21 protein-coding genes are annotated in these 21,476 nt (G+C 70.6%); 15 read left to right on the top strand and 6 right to left on the bottom strand.

Annotation, left to right across the window (positions count from 1 at the left end; all coding sequences use genetic code 11):
* Positions 1–60 precede the first annotated feature (60 nt).
* On the top strand, positions 61–1,068 hold the full coding sequence (locus tag DY262_RS02740) for an aldo/keto reductase (RefSeq protein WP_116957426.1): 1,008 nt from the start codon (positions 61–63) through the stop codon (positions 1,066–1,068).
* Complete coding sequence (locus DY262_RS02735; RefSeq protein WP_245980769.1) at positions 1,065–1,790, top strand: glutamine amidotransferase; 726 nt, start codon at positions 1,065–1,067, stop codon at positions 1,788–1,790. The genes DY262_RS02740 and DY262_RS02735 overlap by 4 nt, the downstream gene beginning before the upstream one ends.
* 270 nt (positions 1,791–2,060) lie before the next feature.
* Here the strand turns inward: DY262_RS02735 and DY262_RS02730 are convergent, their stop codons facing one another.
* On the bottom strand, positions 2,061–2,492 hold the full coding sequence (locus tag DY262_RS02730) for a lysozyme inhibitor LprI family protein (protein ID WP_181936396.1): 432 nt from the start codon (positions 2,490–2,492) through the stop codon (positions 2,061–2,063).
* Positions 2,493–2,639: 147 nt separating this feature from the next.
* On the opposite strand from DY262_RS02730, the gene DY262_RS02725 reads away from it, so the two are divergent.
* From DY262_RS02725 to DY262_RS02705, 5 genes are all read left to right on the top strand, one after another.
* Positions 2,640–3,110 carry a Spy/CpxP family protein refolding chaperone gene (locus DY262_RS02725; protein WP_116957424.1) on the top strand — a complete coding sequence of 157 codons (471 nt, stop codon included), beginning with the start codon at positions 2,640–2,642 and terminating at the stop codon, positions 3,108–3,110.
* Between the two features lie 12 nt (positions 3,111–3,122).
* A complete protein-coding gene (locus DY262_RS02720; RefSeq protein ID WP_181936395.1) occupies positions 3,123–3,425 on the top strand; it encodes a hypothetical protein in 303 nt (100 codons plus the stop codon).
* Positions 3,426–3,435: 10 nt separating this feature from the next.
* Positions 3,436–4,128: a response regulator transcription factor gene (locus DY262_RS02715; RefSeq protein WP_116957422.1), complete on the top strand. Its 693-nt coding sequence runs from the start codon at positions 3,436–3,438 to the stop codon at positions 4,126–4,128.
* A complete protein-coding gene (locus DY262_RS02710; RefSeq protein ID WP_116957421.1) occupies positions 4,125–5,477 on the top strand; it encodes a HAMP domain-containing sensor histidine kinase in 1,353 nt (450 codons plus the stop codon). Before DY262_RS02715 ends, DY262_RS02710 begins: the two co-directional genes overlap by 4 nt.
* A 179-nt stretch (positions 5,478–5,656) precedes the next feature.
* Positions 5,657–6,832 carry an HD-GYP domain-containing protein gene (locus tag DY262_RS02705; RefSeq protein WP_147326162.1) on the top strand — a complete coding sequence of 392 codons (1,176 nt, stop codon included), beginning with the start codon at positions 5,657–5,659 and terminating at the stop codon, positions 6,830–6,832.
* A 39-nt stretch (positions 6,833–6,871) separates the two neighbouring features.
* On the opposite strand, the gene DY262_RS02700 is transcribed toward DY262_RS02705, so the two are convergent.
* The gene (locus DY262_RS02700) at positions 6,872–7,684 is read right to left on the bottom strand and encodes a TlpA disulfide reductase family protein (RefSeq protein ID WP_116957419.1); all 813 of its coding nucleotides are present in this window, start codon (positions 7,682–7,684) and stop codon (positions 6,872–6,874) included.
* 126 nt (positions 7,685–7,810) lie between these two features.
* On the opposite strand from DY262_RS02700, the gene dusA reads away from it, so the two are divergent.
* Complete coding sequence (gene dusA, locus DY262_RS02695) at positions 7,811–8,827, top strand: tRNA dihydrouridine(20/20a) synthase DusA (RefSeq protein ID WP_116957418.1); 1,017 nt, start codon at positions 7,811–7,813, stop codon at positions 8,825–8,827.
* Between the two features lie 27 nt (positions 8,828–8,854).
* Here dusA and DY262_RS02690 read toward each other — a convergent pair whose 3' ends face one another.
* Both DY262_RS02690 and DY262_RS02685 read right to left on the bottom strand, forming a co-directional pair.
* On the bottom strand, positions 8,855–9,736 hold the full coding sequence (locus DY262_RS02690; RefSeq protein WP_116957417.1) for a TauD/TfdA dioxygenase family protein: 882 nt from the start codon (positions 9,734–9,736) through the stop codon (positions 8,855–8,857).
* A 19-nt stretch (positions 9,737–9,755) separates the two neighbouring features.
* Positions 9,756–10,718, bottom strand: coding sequence for a tripartite tricarboxylate transporter substrate binding protein (locus DY262_RS02685; protein ID WP_116957416.1), 963 nt, complete (start codon positions 10,716–10,718; stop codon positions 9,756–9,758).
* Between the two features lie 67 nt (positions 10,719–10,785).
* Between DY262_RS02685 and DY262_RS02680 the strand changes: the two genes are divergently transcribed.
* Complete coding sequence (locus DY262_RS02680) at positions 10,786–11,607, top strand: IclR family transcriptional regulator (RefSeq protein WP_116957415.1); 822 nt, start codon at positions 10,786–10,788, stop codon at positions 11,605–11,607.
* A gap of 25 nt (positions 11,608–11,632) precedes the next feature.
* Here DY262_RS02680 and DY262_RS02675 read toward each other — a convergent pair whose 3' ends face one another.
* A complete protein-coding gene (locus tag DY262_RS02675) occupies positions 11,633–12,289 on the bottom strand; it encodes a GntR family transcriptional regulator (RefSeq protein WP_116957414.1) in 657 nt (218 codons plus the stop codon).
* 132 nt (positions 12,290–12,421) lie between these two features.
* Between DY262_RS02675 and scpA the strand changes: the two genes are divergently transcribed.
* The 6 genes from scpA (at position 12,422) to DY262_RS02645 (ending at position 20,418) form a co-directional block, all read left to right on the top strand.
* On the top strand, positions 12,422–14,578 hold the full coding sequence (gene scpA / locus DY262_RS02670) for a methylmalonyl-CoA mutase (protein WP_116957553.1): 2,157 nt from the start codon (positions 12,422–12,424) through the stop codon (positions 14,576–14,578).
* Positions 14,579–14,580: 2 nt separating this feature from the next.
* Complete coding sequence (gene meaB / locus DY262_RS02665; protein ID WP_281272900.1) at positions 14,581–15,591, top strand: methylmalonyl Co-A mutase-associated GTPase MeaB; 1,011 nt, start codon at positions 14,581–14,583, stop codon at positions 15,589–15,591.
* A gap of 18 nt (positions 15,592–15,609) precedes the next feature.
* Entirely contained in the window at positions 15,610–17,142 is a 1,533-nt protein-coding gene (locus DY262_RS02660) for an acyl-CoA carboxylase subunit beta (protein ID WP_070398538.1), read from the top strand.
* A gap of 20 nt (positions 17,143–17,162) precedes the next feature.
* Entirely contained in the window at positions 17,163–19,211 is a 2,049-nt protein-coding gene (locus tag DY262_RS02655) for an acetyl-CoA carboxylase biotin carboxylase subunit (RefSeq protein WP_116957413.1), read from the top strand.
* Between the two features lie 98 nt (positions 19,212–19,309).
* Entirely contained in the window at positions 19,310–19,918 is a 609-nt protein-coding gene (locus DY262_RS02650; protein ID WP_147326161.1) for a class I SAM-dependent methyltransferase, read from the top strand.
* Positions 19,919–19,920: 2 nt separating this feature from the next.
* Entirely contained in the window at positions 19,921–20,418 is a 498-nt protein-coding gene (locus DY262_RS02645; RefSeq protein WP_116957411.1) for a VOC family protein, read from the top strand.
* Positions 20,419–20,429: 11 nt separating this feature from the next.
* Here the strand turns inward: DY262_RS02645 and DY262_RS02640 are convergent, their stop codons facing one another.
* Complete coding sequence (locus DY262_RS02640) at positions 20,430–21,326, bottom strand: hypothetical protein (RefSeq protein WP_116957410.1); 897 nt, start codon at positions 21,324–21,326, stop codon at positions 20,430–20,432.
* Positions 21,327–21,476 lie beyond the last annotated feature (150 nt).

Genomic DNA, 21,476 nt, shown 5'->3' with positions numbered 1-21,476 from the left:
AGGCCGCAGTGCCCGGGCACGCGCCCGCTTCCATTCCCTTTTTCCCGACCTGAACCCGCCATGCCGCAGCAACGACCACTTGGACCCTTCACCGTCTCGGCCATCGGCCTGGGCTGCATGAACATCTGCCACGCCTACGGTCCGCCCGTGCCCGAGGCGCAGGCCGAGCGCCTGCTGCTGGCCGCGCTCGACGACGGCGTGACGCACTTCGACACCGCCGCGCTCTACGGCTTCGGCGCCAGCGAAACCCTCATCGGCAAGGTGCTGGCCCCGCACCGCCACCGCTTCACCCTGGCCAGCAAGTGCGGCATGCAGGGCGTGGACCTGAAGGGCGACGGCCAGCTGGTGCGTGTGATCGACGGCCGGCCCGAGACCCTGCGCGCCACCTGCGAGGCCTCGCTGCGCCGCCTGCGCACCGAGGTGATCGACCTGTACTACCTGCACCGCTGGGACAAGCAGGTGCCGGTGGAGGAGAGCGTGGGCGCGCTGGGCGACCTGGTGCGCGCGGGCAAGATCCGCGCGGTCGGCCTGTCCGAGGTCTCGGCCGCCACCCTGCGAAAGGCGCACGCCGAGTACCCCATCAGCGCGGTGCAGACCGAGTACTCGCTGTGGACGCGCAACCCCGAGATCGCGGTGCTCGATGCCTGCCGCGAGATCGGCGCGGCCTTCGTCGCCTTCAGCCCGACGGCGCGCGGCTTCCTGGCGATCGACCTCGACCCGCAGGCGTTCGACGCCAAGGACATCCGCCGCGCCATGCCGCGTTTCACGCCCGCGCACTGGGCCGCCAACCAGCGCCTGCTGCCGGCCTACCGAGCCCTCGCGGCCGAGGTGGGCTGCACGCCCGCGCAGCTGTCCATCGCCTGGCTGCTGCACAAGGCGCCGCACATCCTGCCGCTGCCGGGCACGGGCCATGTGGACCACCTGCTGGAGAACAACCGCGCCGACGGCGTGCGCCTGAGCGCCGACGTGATGCAGCGCCTGGAGGCGCTGATCAACCAGCACACCGTGAGCGGCAACCGCTACAGCGAGCAGTCCAACCGCGAGGTGGACACCGAGGTGTTCGCGTGAGCGCCACCCCGGGCGCCGGGCGTCCCATCCTGGTGGTGGCCGCCGGCCAGACCTTCGACGAGCTGAGCCGCGCCGAAGGCGATTTCCCCGACTGGATCGCGCGCGGCCTGGGCGATGGCGTGACGCTGCGCCACGCCGACGCGCGCGAGGCGCCGGACTACCCGGACCCGCGCACGCTCGGCGGGGTGGTGGTGAGCGGCTCGCACGCCATGGTCAGCGACCGCGCGCCCTGGAGCGAGCACCTGGCGCGCTGGCTCAAGGACTGCGTGGCGGCGGAGCTGCCGGTGCTGGGCATCTGCTTCGGCCACCAGCTGTTGGCGCACGCCCTGGGCGGCGAGGTGGACCGCTTGCCCGAGGGGCCGGAGGTGGGCACGCGCGAGGTGCGGCTGGGCCCCGAGGCCGGCGACGATGCCCTGCTGGGGGCCTTGCCGGCCCGCTTCCCCGCGCAACTCATCCACTACCAGTCGGTGCGGCGCCTGCCGGCGGGCGCGGTGCCGCTGGCGCGCAGCGACATCGAATCCCACCAGGCCTTCCGCGTGGGGCGGCGCGCCTGGGGCGTGCAGTTCCACCCGGAGTTCTCGGCGACGGCCATGCGCGGCTACCTGGAGCGCCTGAAGGGCGAGCTGGGCGAGGAGGTGGAGCGGCGCCTGGACGAGGTGGGCCCCACGCCCCAGGCGGCGCAGGTGCTGCGCCGCTTTGCCGAGCTGACCCGGCAAGCCTGAGCGGCCGCCGCTACCGCGGCCGGTCCTGGTGTGGGTGGGCCGGCGGGCTGTCCGCCGGCCGCGCCTCGACCGCCTGGCGAAAGCGCGACAGGGGAACATGGCCCAGGCGATGGACACGCTGAGCAGGCCGGTGGCCCGAACGATCAGCAGCAGGTCGCGGCCGATCGGGGTGGATGTCACCGCGCCCAGCAGCGAGCGGTCGTGGGCGGCGTCGGCGGCACCGTTGGCGGTGGTCCAGGACAAGCAGGATGCGCATGCCGTCGGGCCGCCTCAAGGGCGCACCGGGCGCAGGCAGCCCAGGTCGCCTTCGGGGCAGTTGAGCTGGCGGCGCAATTCCTGGGTGCGCTCGCGGGTCAGCCGCGTCTGGCAGTGCAGGCGCACCATGGGTTCGGCGCTGCCGCCGCGCACCGCGCTGGCCTCGAACCCGCAGGTCGCGGTGCGGTAGGTCAGCCAGTCTTTCTGGGCGGTGCGCAGCAGGGTGCGCCTGGCGGGGTCGAGGCGCGCGGACAGCTCGCGCAGCACCGCCGCGTGGGCCGCCTGCGCGTGTTCGAAGTCCTGGTAGGCGCAGGCGGTGAGTTGGCGCTGCGTTTCGGCCCGGGCGCAGTCGGCCGGCAGGTCGTGGGGCGGCTTCGCCGCGGGTGCGGTGGCACCGGCCGAGTGGGCGAACAGCCCCAGGCAGAGCAGGGCGGCGAAACGAGGCATGAAGGGTCCTTCCTGGCGGGACGCGGCGACGGACCATTCTCCGCCGAAACAAAACGACAAGAAGCGATACCGCCACGAGACCCGGTGTCGGCGCGCGCCGCGCACCATGGCGGCCACGTTCCACCCCGTCCCATGAAAGGACCCGTCATGAAACCCTGGATCAAGCGAACCCTCATCGGCCTCACCAGCGTCACCGTGCTCGCGGGCGGCCTGGCGGCCTGCGGCCACCGCGCCCACCAGGCCGAGGGCCCGGCCTCGGCCGAGCGCGTGGCCGAGTGGCGCGGCAAGGCGGTCGATCGCGTGACCCGCAAGCTCGACCTCACGGCCGAACAGCGCCAGAAGCTGGAGCTGCTGGCCGACAAGCTGATCGCGCAGCGCAGCGCCATGATCGGCCAGACCCCCAGCCCGCGCGCCGAGATGAAGGCCCTGGTGGCCGGCGAGAAGTTCGACCGCGCCCGCGCCCTGCACCTGCTCGACGAAAAGACCCGCGCGCTGCAGCTCACCACGCCCGAGGTCATCACGGCCCTGGCCGATTTCTACGACAGCCTGAACCCCACCCAGCAGGCCGAGGTGCGCGAGTTCCTCGAGAAGCGCCGCGGCTGGTTCCACCGCGGCTGAGTGGGGCGCGCCATGTCGCCCGCGCTGCAAGCCATCGCCCACCCGCTGCGCGAGCACGGCCCCGTGCTGCTGGCGGATGTGAACGACCCGCACGACGAGGTGCTGGCCCTGGTCTGGGGCCCGCGCTTCGACCGCGAGCACGCGATGTGGCTGTGGTCGCGCCTGTCGCGGCGCGCGCCGCAGCAGGCCGTGCCGGTGCTGCCCGCGCTCATGGGCGCGGCCGAGCGCTTCGATGCGCTCGATGTGCCCGCGCAGCGGCGCGTGCGCCGGCTCATCCTGCGCCACCGCGCCCTGCGGGCCGCGTGGGCGGTGTGAGAATGCGCGAATGCCCCGCATCCTGCTGATCGACGACGACACCCAGCTCGGCCCCCCCCTGGCGAGCTACTTCCAGCGGTTCGATCTGGCGCTGGTGCATGCGCACACGCCCAGCGAGGGCCTGGAGCATCTGCGCCGGGGCGGCTTCGACGCCGCCATCCTGGACGTGATGCTGCCCGAGATGGACGGCTTCGAGCTCTGCCGCACCATCCGCAAGGACAGCGACATCCCCATCGTCATGCTCACCGCGCGCGGCGACGTGATGGACCGCGTGGTCGGCCTGGAGTTGGGCGCCGATGACTATTTGCCCAAACCCTTCGAGCCGCGCGAGCTGGTGGCCCGTGTGCAGACCGTGCTGCGCCGCCGGCCGACGGTGGCGGCGGCCGCGTCCGACGTGCTGGCCTTCGAGGGCCTGAGCATCGACCCCGCGCGGCGCCAGGTGCTGCGCCAGGGCGAGGCGGTGGACCTCACGGGCACCGAATTCGAGCTGCTGCACCTGCTGGCGCGCGAGGCCGGGCGCGTGCTCAGCCGCGACGACATCCTCAACCACCTGCGCGGGCACGAGGCCGAGCTGCTCACGCGCGCGGTGGACATCGTGGTGAGCCGCCTGCGCAAGAAGCTGGAGCCACTGGACTGCATCAAGACCCTGCGCAACGCGGGTTACTCGCTCGCGCTGCGGCGCGCACCGGCACCGCGCCCATGAAGCCGGCCGCCGACCACCGTCCGCGCTGGCGGCATTCGCTCAAGCTGCGCCTGCTGGGCGTGTTCCTGCTGCTGGCCTTCCTGGTGGCTTTCATCTTCATCGGTGGCGCGCAGAAGGCCTTCACCCTGGGCTGGAAGGAGGCCGGGCGCCCGCTGCTGATGGACTACGTGACGCGGCTGGCGAACGACGTGGCGCCCCAGGGCCGGCCCGATGTCGAGAAGGCCCGTGCGCTGGTGGAGCGCCTGCCCATCGTCACCATCGACATCACCGGGCCGGTCGTGCAGTGGCGCTCGCACCCGGCACTGCCGCGCCCGCACTGGCGCAAGGACAGCGGCGCCGACGACTGGAACGACGACGAGAACTGGCGCGCCCTGGTGCAGCGCCGCACGGCCGACGGGCACGTGATCGAGTTCGGCCTGAACGACACCGCCATCGAACGCCGCCCGCGCCTCTTCGTTTTCGCGCTGGCGGCCCTGCTGGTGGTCACCGGGCTGGCCTTCTGGTACGTGCGCCGCCTGCTGAGTCCGCTCGACGCCATCCGCGCCGGGGCCATGCGGTTCGGCGCGGGCGATTTCTCGCAGCCCATCGCCGTGCCCGCGCGCCGCTGCGACGAGCTGGGCCAGCTCGCGCAGACGGTGAACACCATGGGCCAGGACATCGAGCAGATGCTGCAGGCCCAGCGCGCGCTGCTGCTGGCCATCAGCCACGAGCTGCGCAGCCCGCTCACGCGCGCGCGCCTGAACACCGAGCTGCTGCCCGAATCGCCCGAGGTCAACCCGCAGCGCGAGGCCCTGCTGCGCGACCTGGGCGAGATGGCGCGCCTCATCAGCGACCTGCTGGAAAGCGAGCGCCTGGCGGGCCGCCACGCGGCCCTCAACCGGGAGCCCACCGAGCCGGCCACGCTGGCGCGCGAGGTGATCGCCGAACTGGCGGCGACGCGGCCCGAGGTGCGGCGCATCGGCCTGCGCCTGGACGAGGGCTTGCCCCTGGTCTTGCTGGACCGCGTGCGGGTTCGCCTGCTGCTGCGCAACCTGCTCGACAACGCGCTGCGCCACGGCGCGGAGGCGGCCACGCCGCCGGAGTTGCGCGTGGAGCGCGTGGAGCGCGTGGACGGTGGGGGGCTGCGCTTCGTGGTGCGCGACCATGGCCCGGGCGTGCCCGAAGACCAGATCGCGCACCTGGCCCAGGCCTTCTACCGCCCGGACAGCGCCCGCACCCGGCACGCGGGTGGGGTGGGGCTGGGGCTCTACCTGTGCCGGCTGGTGGCGCAGGCGCATGGTGGGCGCTGCGAAATCCGCAACGCCCACCCGGGGCTGGAGGTGCGCGTCACACTGCCGGCGCAGGCTTGAGGCGCAGGGCGCGAGACCTGCCGGCATGGGGCAGGGGGCAGGGGAACCGGGTGTTCAGAACCGCCTCGCCAGGGACCGTTCTGCACCCGTTTTCCGCCGGTTTTCGACCGATTGGCCGAGGGGGTCCCGGCCTAGAGTCGCGGGCTATGTACCGGCCGCTGCCCCTGGATTCCTTTGCCTTGCACGAACCCGTTCCGGTCAACATCTGGGACGCCAAGGGCGTTCTGCTGCTGCGCAAGGGCGAGACCATCACCTCGGAGCAACACCGTGGCGTGTTGCTGCTGCACGCGCCGGTGGTGCTGGCCAGCGACTGGCAGGCGCTGAACTACGGCTACACCGCCTCGCTCGACCGCATGGTGCGGGACAACCAGGCGCTCAATCGTATCGCCGGGCTGAGGGCGCTGTCGGCCTCGCCGGCCGAGGTGGCGGCGCGCGACGCTGGCGTGTCGGTGCCCGAGGCCTGGGCCGAGCTGCACGCCACCCTGGCGGCGCTGCTGCACCAGGGGGCCAGCGCGCACCAATTCCTCGAACGTGTGCTGCGCGTGCAGTCGCAGGGCGAGCAGCTCTGGCACGACCAGGCCGACAACAGCCTGCTGGTGCTGGTGCAGCTGCTCTTTGACACGCGCGTGTCCTACAGCGCCACGCACGCGCTGCTGGCCGCCGGCCTGTGCGCCCTGGTCGCGCCCCTGGCCGGGCTGGACGAAAAGCAGCGGCGCGCCCTGGTGCTGGCCGCGCTGACCATGAACCTCGGCATGACCCGCGAGCACGACGAAATGGCTCGCCAACCGGGGCCGCTCAGCTCGGCCCAGCGCAAGGTGGTGCGTGAACACCCCCAGCAAAGCGTGGCCCTGCTGCGCCAGCTGGGCGTGCTGGACGCCGAATGGATCCGCCTGGTGGCGCAGCACCACGAGAAACCCGATGGCACGGGCTACCCCAAGGGCGAGCGGGTCGACCGCATCACCCACCGCCTGCTGCAGATGGCCGACGTGTACGTGGCCTGCATCAGCCCGCGCAAAAGCCGCGGCGCGCTGCTGTCGCAGCAGGTGGCGCGCGAGCTGTACATGGGCGGCCACCGCGCACCCGACCAGTTGGGCGCGCTGTTCGTCAAGAGCGTGGGCTTCTACCCGCCCGGCAGCTACGTGCGGCTGGCCAGCGGCGAGCTGGGCGTGGTGGTGCGCCGGGGCGAGAAGGCCAACGAACCCCGCGTGGCCGCGCTGGTGGGCCGCCAGGGCCTGCCGCTGGGCGAGCCCGTGCTGCGCGACACGGCCGATCCGGCCTGGGCGGTGGCCGCCAGCCTGCCGCCGGGCGAGGTGAAGGTCATCGTCAACGTGGACCGGCTGATCGCGCGCGGCTGAGCCGCGCCGGTGGACCACGGCCCGCGGGCGAGGGGGGCCTCAGCGCCGGATGCGCGCCAACCGCTCCTGCAGCGTCGCCGCCGACAGCTCGCCGATGCGCGTGGCCACCAGGCGCCCGTCCGAGTCGAAGAACAGCGTGGTGGGGAACGCCTTCTGCTGAAAGGCCGCGCCGGCGGCGCGCGCCTCGTCGATGAGCGCGTTGTCCAGATCCAGGCCGCGCGACCGCAGCCAGGCCCGCACCTGGTCCGCCGCTTCGCCCTGGTTGAGGAACACGACGTTCACGTCCGGCGACTGCCGCTGCGCGGCCGCCAGCACAGGCATTTCCCGCACGCAGGGCGGGCACCAGGTGGCCCAGAGGTTGATCACGGTGGGCTTGCCCTGGAAGGCCCGCAGGTCCACCTCGGCGCCTTGCAGGGAGCGCACCGTGAGCGCGGGGAGGCGCCGGTCGGTGTCGGGCAGCGCGCTCAGCGCGCCCATGCCGGCGACGAAGACGGCCGTGCCGGCCAGCAGCGCGGAACGCAAGGCCGGCCAGGTCTGGGGCGCATGCCGGCGGGCGCGGACGAGGGCATACAGCCAGGCGCCCAGCAGCCCGGCCACGGGGTTCCAGCCGCCGTCGCGGATGTCGAGCATGCTGAGCGGCTCGGCCAGGTAGGCCGAGCGGTACTCGACGATGAATGCGATCCGCGCGAGCAGGGCGCCGGCCCAGAGCGCGCCCCACAAGGCATCGCCCGGATCGACGCCCTGGCGCCTGCCCAGCCACCGGCCCAGGGCCCAGGCCACCAGCAGCGAGGCCAGCACGGCGCCCAAGCCCCAAGGCAGCACCAGCGGTCCCAGGGTGATGGCGGGGTTCATGTCGTGTGGGCTCCTGGGGGGATGGCGGCGCGCTGGCGCCGGGATGGGACAATAAGAGGTTCGGGTGCAGGCCTTGTGGGCCGCGCGAGGCGCGCCGGGCCGCCGCACCCGATGGACCGTTCTCCGATGGAAAAGATTCCCCCCACACCACCATTCAGTCCATGGCGCCTGTCCGTCGCGCCGATGATGGACTGGACGGACCGCCACTGCCGCTTCCTGCACCGCCTGCTGACGAAGCGCACGCTGCTCTACACCGAGATGGTGACGACCGGCGCGCTGATGCACGGCAGCGTGCAGCGCCACCTGCGCTTCAACGCCGAAGAGCACCCGGTGGCCCTGCAGCTGGGTGGCAGCGAGGCGGACGAGCTCGCCCAGGCCGCCCGCCTGGGCGAGCAATGGGGTTACGACGAGATCAACCTCAACTGCGGCTGCCCCAGCGAGCGCGTGCAGCGCGGCGCCTTCGGGGCCTGCCTGATGGCCGAGCCGCACACCGTGGCCGATGGCGTGAAGGCCATGCGCGACGCGGTGTCCCTGCCGGTGACGGTGAAGCACCGCATCGGCATCGACAAGACCGAGAGCTACGACTTCGTGCGCGACTTCGTCGGCACCGTGGCCGAGGCGGGCTGCGAGGTTTTCATCGTGCACGCGCGCAACGCCTGGCTGCAGGGCCTGTCGCCGAAGGAAAACCGCGAGGTGCCGCCGCTGCGCTACGGGCTTGCGCACCGCCTCAAGCGCGACTTCCCGCGCCTGACCATCGCGGTCAATGGGGGCATCACCACCAATGAGCAGATCGCCGAGCACCTGCAGCACGTGGATGGCGTGATGCTGGGCCGCGAGGCCTACCACCACCCCTGGCTGCTCACCCGCTGGGACGAGGCCTTCTTCGGCGCGCCACCCAGCGCCCTGGACCGCGACGCCGTGGAGGACGAAATGGTGCGCTACATGGAGCGCGCCCACGCCGAGGACGGCTGTCCCTGGTACGCCATCGCGCGCCACATGCTGGGCCTGCGCCACGGCTTGCGCGGCGCACGCAAGTGGCGCCAGGTGTGGAGCGACCACCGCCTCAAGCCGCTGCCGCCGCGCGAGGTGTGGCGCCTGGCGCGGGCGCACGTGAGCGACGAGACCGAGACGCTCGCCGCCTGAACGGCGGTGCCCAGGGTGGGACGGCGCTCAGGCCGCCCGCAGCATGGCCTCGGGCGTGTCGTTGATGGTGGTGCGGCGCAGCTCGCGCCGCTCGCTGATGTCGTAGCGGCGGCCGCGGTGCAGGGTGCTGCGGTTGTCCCAGATCACCAGGTCGCCCGGCATCCATTCGTGCACGTAGACGTTCTCGCGCCGCGTGGCGTGCTCCAGCAGATCGCTCAGGTACATGCGGCCTTCGGCGATCGGCCAGCCGATCACCTCGCGTGCGTGCACGCCCACGAACAGCACCTTGCGGCCCGAGCCCGGGTGGGTGTCCGCCAGCGGCCAGACCGCCGGCGGGATCTCCTTCTTCTGGTCGTCGGTGTAGGCGTCGTCGCCCAGCAAGATGCGCGTGTGCAGCGCGAAGTGCTCGGCCTGGAGGTCTTCGATCTCGGCCTTCGTGCGCTCGTCCAGCGTGTCGTAGGCGTGGCGCAGGTCGGCGAACTCGGTGTTGCCGCCCCAGCTGGGCGTGATCACGCAATGCAGCATCGAGTAGGCCGCGCGCGGGTTCATGAAGGAGCTGTCGCTGTGCCAGAGCTGGTTGGCGAAGTTGGAGAGGTTCTTGGGCGAGTCGCGATGCGCGACCTTGCCCTGCGCGTCGACGTTGGAGATGTCGATCAGGCGCTCATCCTCCAGGCGCTCGGGGCGTTTGAACACGCGCTTGAGGCCGATGTCGAGCGGGCCGAAGTGCCGGGCGAAGTCGAGCTGCTGCTGGGCCGACAGGGGCTGGCCGCGAAAGACCAGCACGGCGTGTTCGTTCATGGCCGCGTTGATCGCGCGAACGTCTTCGGGCGCGAGCGGGCGGGTGAGGTCCAGGCCGCTGGCCTCGGCGCCGAAGACGGGGTGGATGGGCTTGAGTTGCAGGGAGCTCACGGTGCGGTGTCCTTCGGATTCATTCCTGTTCGATCTTGGCTTCGGTGACGATGCGGCCCCAGCGCTTCATCTCCGAGGCGATGAAGGCATCGAACTGCTCGGGCGTGGAGCCCACCACCTGCAGGCCGAATTCCTGGGCGCGCTTTTGCACGTCGGCGCTGGCCAGGGCCTTCGCGGTGTCGGCCTGGATCTTCTGCAGCACCGGCTTGGGCGTGCCGGCGGGCGCCACGAAGCCGAGCAGGGCACCGACGTTGAAGCCGGGGATGGTTTCGGCGACGGTGGGGTAGTCGTGGCCCGCCACGCGCTTGTCGCCCATGGTGGCGATGATCTTCATGCGGCCGCCCTGCACGTAGGGCAGGATGGACAGGAAGGGATCGACCACCAGGTCGAGCCGCCCGCCCATGAGTTCGGTGTGCGCGGGCGCGCTGCCTTTCATGGCGATGTGCTGCATCTCGAAGCCGGCCTCGCGCTTGAGCAGCTCGGCGCCCAGGTGCGTGGTGCTGCCGGCGCCGGGCGTGCCGTAGTTCAGCTTGCCGGGGTTCTTGCGGGCGTAGTCGATCAGTTCGCGCAGGTTGTTGAAGGGCGCGTTGGGGTGGGCCACGATGGCCAGCTGCATGTTGAAGAGCTGTGTGACGCCGGCCAGGTCCTTCTGCGTGTCGTAGGGCAGTTTCTTGCGCAGCGTGGGGTTCACGGCCAGCGAGGAGTTCACCATGCCGATGGTCTGGCCGTCGGGCGCCGACTTGGCGACGAAGTCGGCGCCGATCACGGTGCCGGCGCCGGGCTTGTAGTCGATGATCACCGGCTGGCCCCAGGTCTCCTGCAGCTTCTGGCCGAGCAGGCGGCCCACGGTGTCGGTCGGTCCGCCGGGGGGGAAGGGGATGATGATTTTCACCGGGCCCTTGGGAAAGTCCTGGGCGGCGGCCGGTGCGAGGGCGGCCAGCCCGAGGGACAGGGCGAGAGCGGTGTGCTTGATCCAGTTCAAAGTGTGTCTCCGGGTGGTTTAGTTAAAATGGAACGTCGTCTCAAAATTATATAGGCGAGAAGAAAAAATGGAACATCGTCTCGAAAAACGCGCGGTGGGTGGCGCGCCGGAAGAGGCCGTCGCTTCGGGCAAGGACGAGGTCAGCGCGCTGGCGCGGGGGCTGGCGGTGCTCAAGGCCGTGGCGGAGGCGGATGAGCCGCTCTCCAACCGCGAGCTGGCCGAGGGCACCGGCATCCCCAAGGCCACCGTGTCGCGCCTGGCGGCCACGCTGCTGTCCAGCGGCTTCCTGCGGCAGACCGCCGGCAGCGAGCGCTTCAGCCTGGGCCCGGCCACTTTGCAGCTGGGCAACGCCTACCTGCGCACCTTCGATTTCCGCCAGCGGGCCCGGCTGCACCTGGCGGAATTGGCCGAGGCGGCGGGCGCCAACGTCCATCTGACGGTGCGCGACGGCCTGGACATGCTGCTGATCGATACCCTGCGGCCGCGCTCGGCGCTGATCCTGTCGCGCATGGACGTGGGCTCGCGCATGACCATCGCCACCTCGGCCGCCGGCCGCGCCTACCTATCGGCCCTGCCGCCGGCGCAGCGCGCCGCCCTGTACGACGAGATCCGCGCCTCGGTGGGCGAGGCGGCCTGGCCTCAGACGCAGTCGCGGCTGGAAGCGGCGGCGCAGGAGCACGCGCGGCTGGGCTACTGCAGTTCGTTCGGCGAATGGCACCCCGACATCCACGCCCTGGGCTTCAGCCTGCGCGGCGTCGAAGGCGAGCTGTACGGCGTGAGCGTGGGCGGGCCGGCCTACAAGCTGCCGCGCGAATGGCTGGTGGAGAAGGTCGCGCCCCAGCTGCTGGAGACGCGGCGCGCGATCGCACGCGAGATCGGCGAGGACTGAGCCGGGCGGGGCGCCGGCCGCGGCCTCAGGTGGCGGCTTCGAGTCCGCTGGCGAAGTGCTCGCGCATGCGCTGCATGGCCTGCGCGCCGTCGCGCCCGCGCAGGGCGGCCATCACGGCGCGGTGCTCGGCCAGCGACTCCTCGATGCGGCCCGCCTTGAACAGCGAATGGTGGCGGTTGAGCTTCATCACCTTGCGCAGGTCGCTCACCATCTGCAGCCGCCAGCGGTTGTCGGCCAGCTCCAGCAGGCGCAGATGAAAGCGCTCGTTGATGGCGAAGAAGCGGTCGCGCTCGTGCACCGCGCCTTCCAGTTCGCCGTGCAGGGCGGCCAGTTCGTCCAGCGCGGCGGCGTCGCCGCGCGAGGCCACTTCGCCGGCGGCGTCCGATTCGAGCAGCGACAGCAGGTGGTAGACGTCGCGCAGGTCCTTCTCGGACACTTCGGTGACGTAGGCGCCGCGGCGCACCTTCATCGTCACCAGGCCTTCGGCGGCCAGCACCTTCAGGGCTTCGCGCAGGGGGGTGCGGCTGATGCCGTACTCCTCGGCGATCTTGAGTTCGTCGATCCAGCTGCCCGGCTCCAGTTCGCGCTGGAAGATGCGCTGGCGCAGCCGTTCGGCCACTTCCTCGTACAGCGCGCGCGGCGCCAGGGAGGGGGCGGTGGGGGTGGCGGTGTCGGTGTCCATGCAGGCGCCGATTCTATCCGCGCATTGAAATTCTGCATCAATAATTATGAATGATGTACACTCGCCGTGGTGCCTGAGCCGCAGAACACCTGGGCCCTTGCCTTGCTCCCGCCGTTTTCCACGCCCGCCGCCATGAGCCAACACCCCGACGCCTTCGCGCGCGCCACGCTGTCCGACTGGACCAAGGCCGCCGCCAAATCCGCCCCTGGCGGCCAGCTTGACGCGCTGACCTGGACCACGCCCGACGGCATCGCCGTCAAGCCGCTGTACACCGCGGCCGACCTGCAGGGCCTGGCCTACACCGACACGCTGCCCGGCTTCGAGCCCTTCATTCGCGGCCCGCAGGCCACCATGTACGCGGTGCGGCCCTGGACCATCCGCCAGTACGCGGGCTTTTCCACCGCCGAAGAGTCGAACGCCTTCTACCGCAAGGCCCTGGCGGCCGGCGGGCAGGGCGTGAGCGTGGCCTTCGACCTGGCCACCCACCGCGGCTACGACAGCGACCACCCGCGCGTGACGGGCGACGTGGGCAAGGCCGGCGTGGCCATCGACAGCGTGGAGGACATGAAGATCCTGTTCGACGGCATTCCGCTCGACAAGGTCAGCGTCAGCATGACCATGAACGGCGCGGTGCTGCCGGTGCTGGCGGGCTACGTGGTGGCGGCCGAAGAGCAGGGCGTGCCGCAGGACCAGCTCAGCGGGACCATCCAGAACGACATCCTCAAGGAGTTCATGGTCCGCAACACCTACATCTACCCGCCCGAGCCGAGCATGCGGATCATCGGCGACATCATCGAGTACACGGCCAGCCACATGCCGAAGTTCAACTCGATCAGCATCTCGGGCTACCACATGCAGGAGGCCGGCGCCAACCAGGCGCTGGAACTCGCCTTCACCCTGGCCGACGGCAAGGAGTATGTGAAGACGGCCATGGCCAAGGGCCTGGATGTCGACGCCTTCGCGGGCCGCCTGTCCTTCTTCTGGGCGGTGGGCATGAACTTCTACCTCGAGATCGCCAAGATGCGCGCGGCCCGCCTGCTGTGGTGCCGCATCATGAAGGGCTTCGGCGCGAAGAACCCCAAGAGCCTGATGCTGCGCACGCACAGCCAGACCTCGGGCTGGAGCCTGACCGAGCAGGACCCGTACAACAACGTGGTACGCACCACCATCGAGGCCATGGCCGCGGTGTTCGGCGGCACGCAGAGCCTGCACACCAACGCGCTCGACGAAGCCATCGCGCTGCCCACCGAATTCAGCGCGCGCATCGCGCGCAACACCCAACTGATCATTCAGGAAGAGACCCACATCACCAGCGTGGTCGATCCCTGGGCCGGCTCCTACATGATGGAGACGCTGACGCAGCAGATGGCCGACGCGGCCTGGGCCATCATCGAAGAGGTCGACGCCATGGGCGGCATGACCAAGGCGGTGGACAGCGGCTGGGCCAAGCTCAAGATCGAGGCCGCCGCGGCCGAGAAGCAGGCACGCATCGACTCGGGCAAGGACGTCATCGTCGGCGTCAACAAGTACAAGCTCAAGAACGAAGACGCGGTCGAGATCCTCGACATCGACAACGTGAAGGTGCGCGAGGCGCAGATCGCGCGCCTGAAGCGCGTGCGCGCCGCGCGCGACGATGCCGCGGTGAAGGCCGCGCTGGCCGCGCTCACCGAGGCCGCCGGTTCGGGGCAGGGCAACCTGCTCGATCTGTCCATTCAGGCGGTGCGCCTGCGCGCCACCGTGGGAGAAGTCAGTGATGCCCTTGAAACCGCCTTCGGCCGCCACCGCGCCGATACCCAGAAGGTGACCGGCGTGTACGCCGCCGCCTACGACAGCGCCGAAGGCTGGGCGCAGCTGCAGAAGGAGATCGCCGATTTCGGCGAGCAGCAGGGCCGCCGCCCGCGCGTGATGATCGCCAAGCTCGGCCAGGACGGCCACGACCGCGGCGCCAAGGTGGTGGCCACGGCCTTCGCCGACCTGGGCTTCGACGTCGACATGGGCCCGCTGTTCCAGACGCCCGAGGAGTGCGCGCGCCAAGCCATCGAGAACGACGTGCACGCCGTGGGCGTGAGCACGTTGGCGGCCGGCCACAAGACCCTGGTGCCGGCCATCATCGCCGAGCTGCGCAAGCAGGGCGCCGACGACATCGTGGTCTTCGTGGGCGGCGTGATTCCGCGCCAGGACTACGACTTCCTCTACGAGGCCGGCGTCAAGGGCATTTACGGCCCGGGCACGCCCATCCCGGCCAGCGCCAAGGACGTGCTGGAACAGATCAAGAAGGCGGTGGCTTGAGCCTGGCCGCGTCGCCGCAGACCTTGCTCGACGCCATCGTGCAAGGCCAGGGCATGGCGCAGCGCCGCGCCATGGCCAAGGCCATCACGCTGCTCGAGTCCACGCGCGCCGACCACCGCGCCCAGGGCGACGAGCTGCTCACCGCGCTGCTGCCGCGCACCGGACGGGCCTTCCGCCTGGGCCTCTCCGGCGTGCCCGGCGTGGGCAAGAGCACCTTCATCGAGGCGCTGGGCCTGCACCTGATCGGGCAGGGCCAGCGCGTGGCCGTGCTCACCATCGACCCGTCGAGCACGGTCTCGGGCGGCTCCATCCTGGGTGACAAGACCCGCATGGAGCGGCTGTCCATGGACGAGCGCGCCTTCATCCGCCCCAGCCCCAGCGGAGGCACCCTGGGCGGCGTGGCCGAGAAAACGCGCGAGGCCCTGCTGGTGTGCGAAGCCGCCGGCTACGACGTGGTGATCGTCGAGACCGTGGGCGTGGGCCAGAGCGAGACCGCCGTGGCCGGCATGACCGACTGCTTCGCGCTGCTGCAGCTGCCCAACGCGGGCGACGACCTGCAGGCCATCAAGAAGGGCGTGATGGAGATCGCCGACCTCGTGGTCATCAACAAGGCCGACATCGACGCCGACGCCGCGACGCGGGCGCGCGCGATGATCACCTCCGCCCTGCGCCTGCTCGGCCAGCACGGGCGGCCCGAGCACGCGGCGCACGACGCCACGCACTGGCACCCCACGGTGCTGCAGCTCTCGGCGCTCAAGGCCCAGGGCATCGCCGCCTTCTGGGCCGAGGTCCAGCGCTTTCGCCAGGTGCAGAGCGCCAACGGCGAGCTCGCCGCGCGCCGCCAGCGCCAGGCCAAGGCCTGGATGTGGGAGCGCATCGACGCCGGCCTCAAGCAGCGCTTTCGCGAACACCCGGCGGTGCGCGCCGCGCTGGCCGACACCACCACGCAAGTGCTCGATGGCCGCCTGCCCGCCAGCACCGCGGCGCGGCAGCTGCTCGCGCTGTTCGACTGAATTCTCTGGAGAAGAACCATGCAAGACATCCTGCAACAGCTCGAAGACAAGCGCGCGCGGGCGCGCCTGGGCGGCGGCGCCAAGCGCATCGAGGCGCAGCACGCCAAGGGCAAGCTCAGCGCGCGCGAGCGCCTGGAGGTGCTGCTCGACGAGGGCACCTTCGAGGAATGGGACATGTTCGTCGAGCACCGCTGCACCGACTTCGGCATGGCGGACAACAAGATTCCCGGCGACGGCGTGGTCACCGGCTACGGCATGATCAATGGACGCCTGGTCTTCGTCTTCAGCCAGGACTTCACCGTCTTCGGCGGCGCGCTCTCCGAGGCGCACGCCGAGAAGATCTGCAAGGTGATGGACCAGGCCATGAAGGTCGGCGCGCCCGTCATCGGCCTCAACGACTCGGGCGGCGCGCGCATCCAGGAAGGCGTGGCCTCGCTCGGCGGCTACGCCGACGTGTTCCAGCGCAATGTGCTGGCCAGCGGCGTGGTGCCGCAGATCAGCATGATCATGGGGCCCAGCGCGGGCGGCGCGGTGTACTCACCCGCCATGACGGACTTCATCTTCATGGTGAAGGACTCCAGCTACATGTTCGTCACGGGTCCCGAAGTGGTGAAGACCGTCACGCACGAGGAAGTGACGGCCGAGGAACTGGGCGGCGCCATCACCCACACCACGCGCAGCGGCGTTGCCGACCTGGCCTTCGACAACGACGTGGAGGCGCTGCTGATGCTGCGCCGCCTGTTCAACTACCTGCCGCTCAACAACAGGGAGAAGGCGCCGGTGCGGCCCAGCGGCGATCCGATCGACCGCATGGAGCTGAGCCTGGACACCCTGGTGCCCGACAACCCCAACAAGCCCTACGACATGAAGGAGCTCATCCTCAAGATCGTGGACGACGGGGACTTCTTCGAGCTGCAGCCCGAGTACGCCAAGAACATCGTCATCGGCTTCGCGCGCATGGACGGCCAGACCGTGGGCATCGTGGCCAACCAGCCGCTGGTGCTGGCCGGCTGTCTGGACATCAAGAGCTCCATCAAGGCCGCGCGCTTCGTGCGCTTCTGCGACTGCTTCAACATCCCCGTCGTCACTTTCGTCGACGTGCCCGGCTTCATGCCCGGCACCAGCCAGGAGTACGGCGGCATCATCAAGCACGGCGCCAAGCTGCTCTATGCCTACGCCGAGTGCACGGTGCCCAAGATCACCGTGATCACGCGCAAGGCCTACGGCGGCGCCTATGACGTGATGGCCTCCAAGCACCTGCGCGGCGACGTGAACTTCGCCTGGCCCAACGCCGAGATCGCGGTGATGGGCGCCAAGGGGGCGGTGGAGATCATCTTCCGCGAGGAGAAGAAGGACCCCGCCAAGCTCGCGCAGCGCGAGGCCGAGTACAAGGCCCGCTTCGCCAACCCCTTCGTGGCCGGCGCGCGCGGCTTCATCGACGACGTGATCCTGCCGCACGAGACGCGCAAGCGCATCGGCCGCTCGCTGGTGATGCTCAAGGACAAGAAGCTGGAGAACCCGTGGCGCAAGCACGGGAACATCCCGCTCTAAAGGCCCGAGGAGAGAAAGACATGTTCAAGAAGATCCTGATCGCCAACCGCGGCGAGATCGCCTGCCGCGTCATCGCCACGGCCAAGAAGCTGGGCATCGCCACGGTGGCGGTGTACTCCGACGCCGACAAGGAAGCGCGCCACGTGCAGCTGGCCGACGAGGCCGTGCGCCTGGGCCCGCCGCCGTCGCGCGACAGCTACCTGTTGGGCGAGGCCATCATCGCCGCGGCGAAACAGACCGGCGCCGAGGCCATCCACCCCGGCTATGGCTTCCTGTCCGAGAACGAGGACTTCGCGCGCCAGGTGGAAGAGCAGGGCCTGGTCTTCATCGGCCCCAAGCACTACTCCATTGCCGCCATGGGCGACAAGATCGCGTCCAAGAAGCTCGCGAACGAGGCGAAGGTGAGCACCATTCCGGGCCACAACGAGCCCATCCAGTCGCCCGAGGAGGCGGTGGCGATCGCGCAGAAGATCGGCTACCCGGTGATGATCAAGGCCAGCGCCGGCGGCGGCGGCAAGGGCCTGCGCGTGGCCTTCAGCGACAAGGAGTGCTTCGAGGGCTTCACGAGCTGCCGCAACGAGGCGCGCAACAGCTTCGGCGACGACCGCGTCTTCATGGAGAAGTTCGTCCAGGAGCCGCGCCACATCGAGATCCAGGTGCTGGGCGACGCGCACGGCAACGTCATTTACCTGAACGAGCGCGAGTGCTCCATCCAGCGCCGCCACCAGAAGGTGATCGAGGAGGCGCCGTCGCCCTTCATCAGCGAGGCCACGCGCCGGGCCATGGGCGAGCAGGCCGTGGCCCTGGCCAAGGCCGTGAAGTACCAGAGCGCGGGCACGGTGGAGTTCGTGGTCGGCAAGGACCAGGACTTCTACTTCCTGGAGATGAACACCCGCCTGCAGGTGGAGCACCCGGTCACGGAATGCATCACCGGGCTGGACCTGGTGGAGCTGATGATCCGCGTGGCCGCCGGCGAGCAGCTGCCGCTGGCGCAGGCCGACGTGAAGCGCGAGGGCTGGGCCATCGAGTGCCGCATCAACGCCGAGGACCCGTTCCGCAACTTCCTGCCCAGCACGGGCCGCCTGGTGCGCTTCGCCGCGCCGCCGCAGACCATGTGGCAGGCCGACACGGAGCACCGTTTCGGCGTGCGCGTGGATACCGGCGTGCAGGACGGCGGCGAGATCCCCATGTACTACGACTCGATGATCGCCAAGCTCATCGTGCATGGGCGCGACCGCCAGGACGCCATCAACAAGATGCGCGAGGCGCTCAACGGCTTCGTCATCCGCGGTGTGCAGAGCAACATCCCTTTCCAGGCCGCGCTGCTCGCGCACCCGAAGTTCGTGGCGGGCGATTTCAATACCGGCTTCATCGCCGAACACTACGGCCAGGGCTTTCGCGCCGAGGACGTGCCGCACGACGACCCCGACTTCCTCGTGGCGCTGGCGGCCTTCGTGCGCCGCAAGAGCCGCGAGCGCGCGGCCGGCCTGAGCGGCCAGCTGCCCGGCTACGGCGTGAAGGTGGGGCACGACTACACGGTGATCGTGCTCGACAAGGCCGGCGCGCACCGCCGCGTGAACGTGCACGTGGACGAGGTGCTGGGCCAGGTGGGCGCGGCGGTGGTGATGGTGGGCGAGAAGCGCTACGCCTTCCAGAGCCCATCGCGGCTCAACGACATCTGCACCGTCGGCGTGTGCAACGGCCAGCCGTTCACGGCCCAGCTGGAGCGCGGCACGCCGCGCAACCCGCTGGCGCTGGTGGTGCAGCACAACGGCACGCGCATCGAGGCCATGGTGGTCTCGCCGCGCATGGCCGAGCTGCACGCGCTCATGCCCTTCAAGGCGCCGCCCGACATGAGCAAGTACGTGCTGTCGCCCATGCCGGGCCTGCTGGTGCAGGTGGCCGTGCAGCCGGGCCAGAAGGTGCAGGCCGGCGAGCGCGTGGCCGTCATCGAGGCCATGAAGATGGAAAACGTGCTGTTCGCCTCCGCCGACGGCACGGTGGCCAAGGTGCTGGCCCAGCAAGGGGAGTCCCTGGCCGTCGACCAGGCTATCGTCGAGTTCGAATGAAGTCCGCGCCAGCCCGGCCGGCTGTTTCCTCTGCTGACGCCACAAGCCTGCCGCGCTGGGTTACCCTGCGGGCTCCACGGCTTGTTGGAGCACGGCACATGGCGGACGGACGCGGTCAGGGGCTGAGTGGTTTGGCGTTTGCATTGGCCTGGGTGCGCAACCCGCGGCGGGTGGGGGCCATTGCCCCGGCCTCGCGGGCGCTGGCGCAGGCCATCGCGGCGGAGGTGTCCCGCGTGGGCCCCGAGCTGCTGCTCGAAATCGGCGCCGGCACCGGCGCCATCACCCAGGCGCTGGCCGACCTCGGGCCGCCACCCGAGCGCTTCTTCATCATCGAACGCGACCCCGGCCTGGTGCGCCACCTGCACCACCGCTTTCCGCGCGCCGAGGTGCTGCACGCCTGCGCCACGCGGCTGGACGCGCTGCCCCTGCCGGCCGCCGGCTCGCTCATGCTGGTGTCCTCGCTGCCGCTCCTGTCCATGCCGCGCGACGAGGCCAGGCGCTGCGTGCAGGCCATGCTGGCGCTGCTGGAGCGCCAGCCCAACGCCCGCCTGCTGCAGTACACCTACGCGGCGCGCCACGTGCGGCCCTTCGATCAATTGCCGCCGGGCTGGCGCTGGCGGCGTGTCACCACCGTCTGGGCCAATCTGCCGCCGGCGACCGTCTGGTCGCTGGAGCCGGCGGCCCACGCCACCCACGGCATCCATTGACCATGAGCACCTCTTCCTCCCGTCCCTTCCGTGTCCTGGGCGTGCAACAGATCGCCATCGGCGGCCCCGACAAGCACCGCCTGCAGACCCTGTGGGTGGACATGCTGGGCCTGGAACTGACGGGCACCTTCCGCAGCGAGCGCGAGAACGTGGACGAGGACATCTGCGCCATCGGCAGCGGGCCGTTCAAGGTCGAGGTGGACCTGATGCAGCCGCTGGACCCCGACAAGAAGCCGGCGGTGCACGCCACGCCGCTCAACCACATCGGCCTGTGGATCGACGACCTGCCCAAGGCGGTGGAATGGCTCACGGGGCGCGGCGTGCGCTTCGCGCCCGGCGGCATTCGCCAGGGCGCGGCGGGTTTCGACATCGCCTTCCTGCACCCCAAGGCCAGCGAGGAATTCCCGATCGCGGGCGAGGGTGTGCTGATCGAGCTGGTGCAGGCGCCGCCCGAGGTGGTCAGCGCCTTCGATGCACTGGCCGCGGGGACGCCCGCCTGAGGCGCGGCGCCTCATTCCTCGAAGCCAGGGCGCGAGGCCGGGGGCCATTCGAACCGTTCGATCAGCTCCGGCGATCGGCGAAAGAGCGCGAACAGGGCGTCCTCCCCCTCGGCGGGAAGGGGCGGGCGGCGCAGCTGCGCGTTGGCCACCCAGCGCACCATGTTCGCGTGGCGGCCGGGGCCCGGCACGCCCGCGCCACGGCTGGCAAGGCCTGTCGGCGGCAGCAGGCGGGTGGCCTGGTGCTTGGCGCGCGAGGCCTTGACCAGGCTGTCCAGATCGATCAAGCGAAAGCAGAGCTGAGCGATGTCCAGCGGACCGGGCAGCGCCCGCTGGACATCGCGAAACTCGGCGGCCTGCAGGTCTTCGCAGGCCAGGTCGTGGCGGTCGGTGTAGGCGCGCACATGGTCCATCACCTCGTTCTGCTGCAGGTCGTTGCCGTCCATGGCCACGGCGATGGGCCGTCCTTCGTAGCAGACGGTGAAGAGCACCACGAAGCCGTGGTGGTCCCGGTACAGGCGCCCGCCCTGGCCGGGACCCAGCGCATGGGCCATGGTGAGGCTCAGCGGGCCGTGAACCCCCAAGCCGGCGATGCGTTCGGCGCCCGGGTCCTCCTCGGTCCGCGTGTCCAGGGTGTCAGGTCCGTCGGCCGCGGGCTCCAGCGCCATCAGCTGATCCGCGCACAGGTCTCTGATGAGGGCTTCCTGCAGGCGCTCGCTGTGCGCCAGGCAGTCGGCGAAGGCCTGGAAGCGGTAGCGGGCGACGGCCTGGGGAAACCAGGGCATGCGCCGCAGCACGCCCAAGACCTCGGGCGGGACGAGGTGGCGCCGGCTGGCGCGGTGGAGTGAGCCGGTGTGCGTGGTGCGGCCGGTGGAGAAGAGGCCGGTGCCGGAGGGTGTGAGTCGTTGCATGGCGTGGGTTCAGGAAAACGGAGGGTGCTCGCCCCGTCGGGCGGGCGCCGCTGGGTGGCCTGGCCAGGGCGGTGGTTGCTTCCCCTTCGCTGACCGGGTGATCGCCGGCGCAAATGGCCGGCGCAAATGGCCGACTTTCGGGGGTTTGTT

This window comes from Hydrogenophaga borbori (assembly GCF_003417535.1).
Taxonomy (GTDB): Bacteria; Pseudomonadota; Gammaproteobacteria; order Burkholderiales; family Burkholderiaceae_C; genus Hydrogenophaga; species Hydrogenophaga borbori.
The sequence above is the reverse complement of the archived record's forward strand: the minus strand, read 5'-3'. Positions and strand labels throughout refer to the sequence as shown.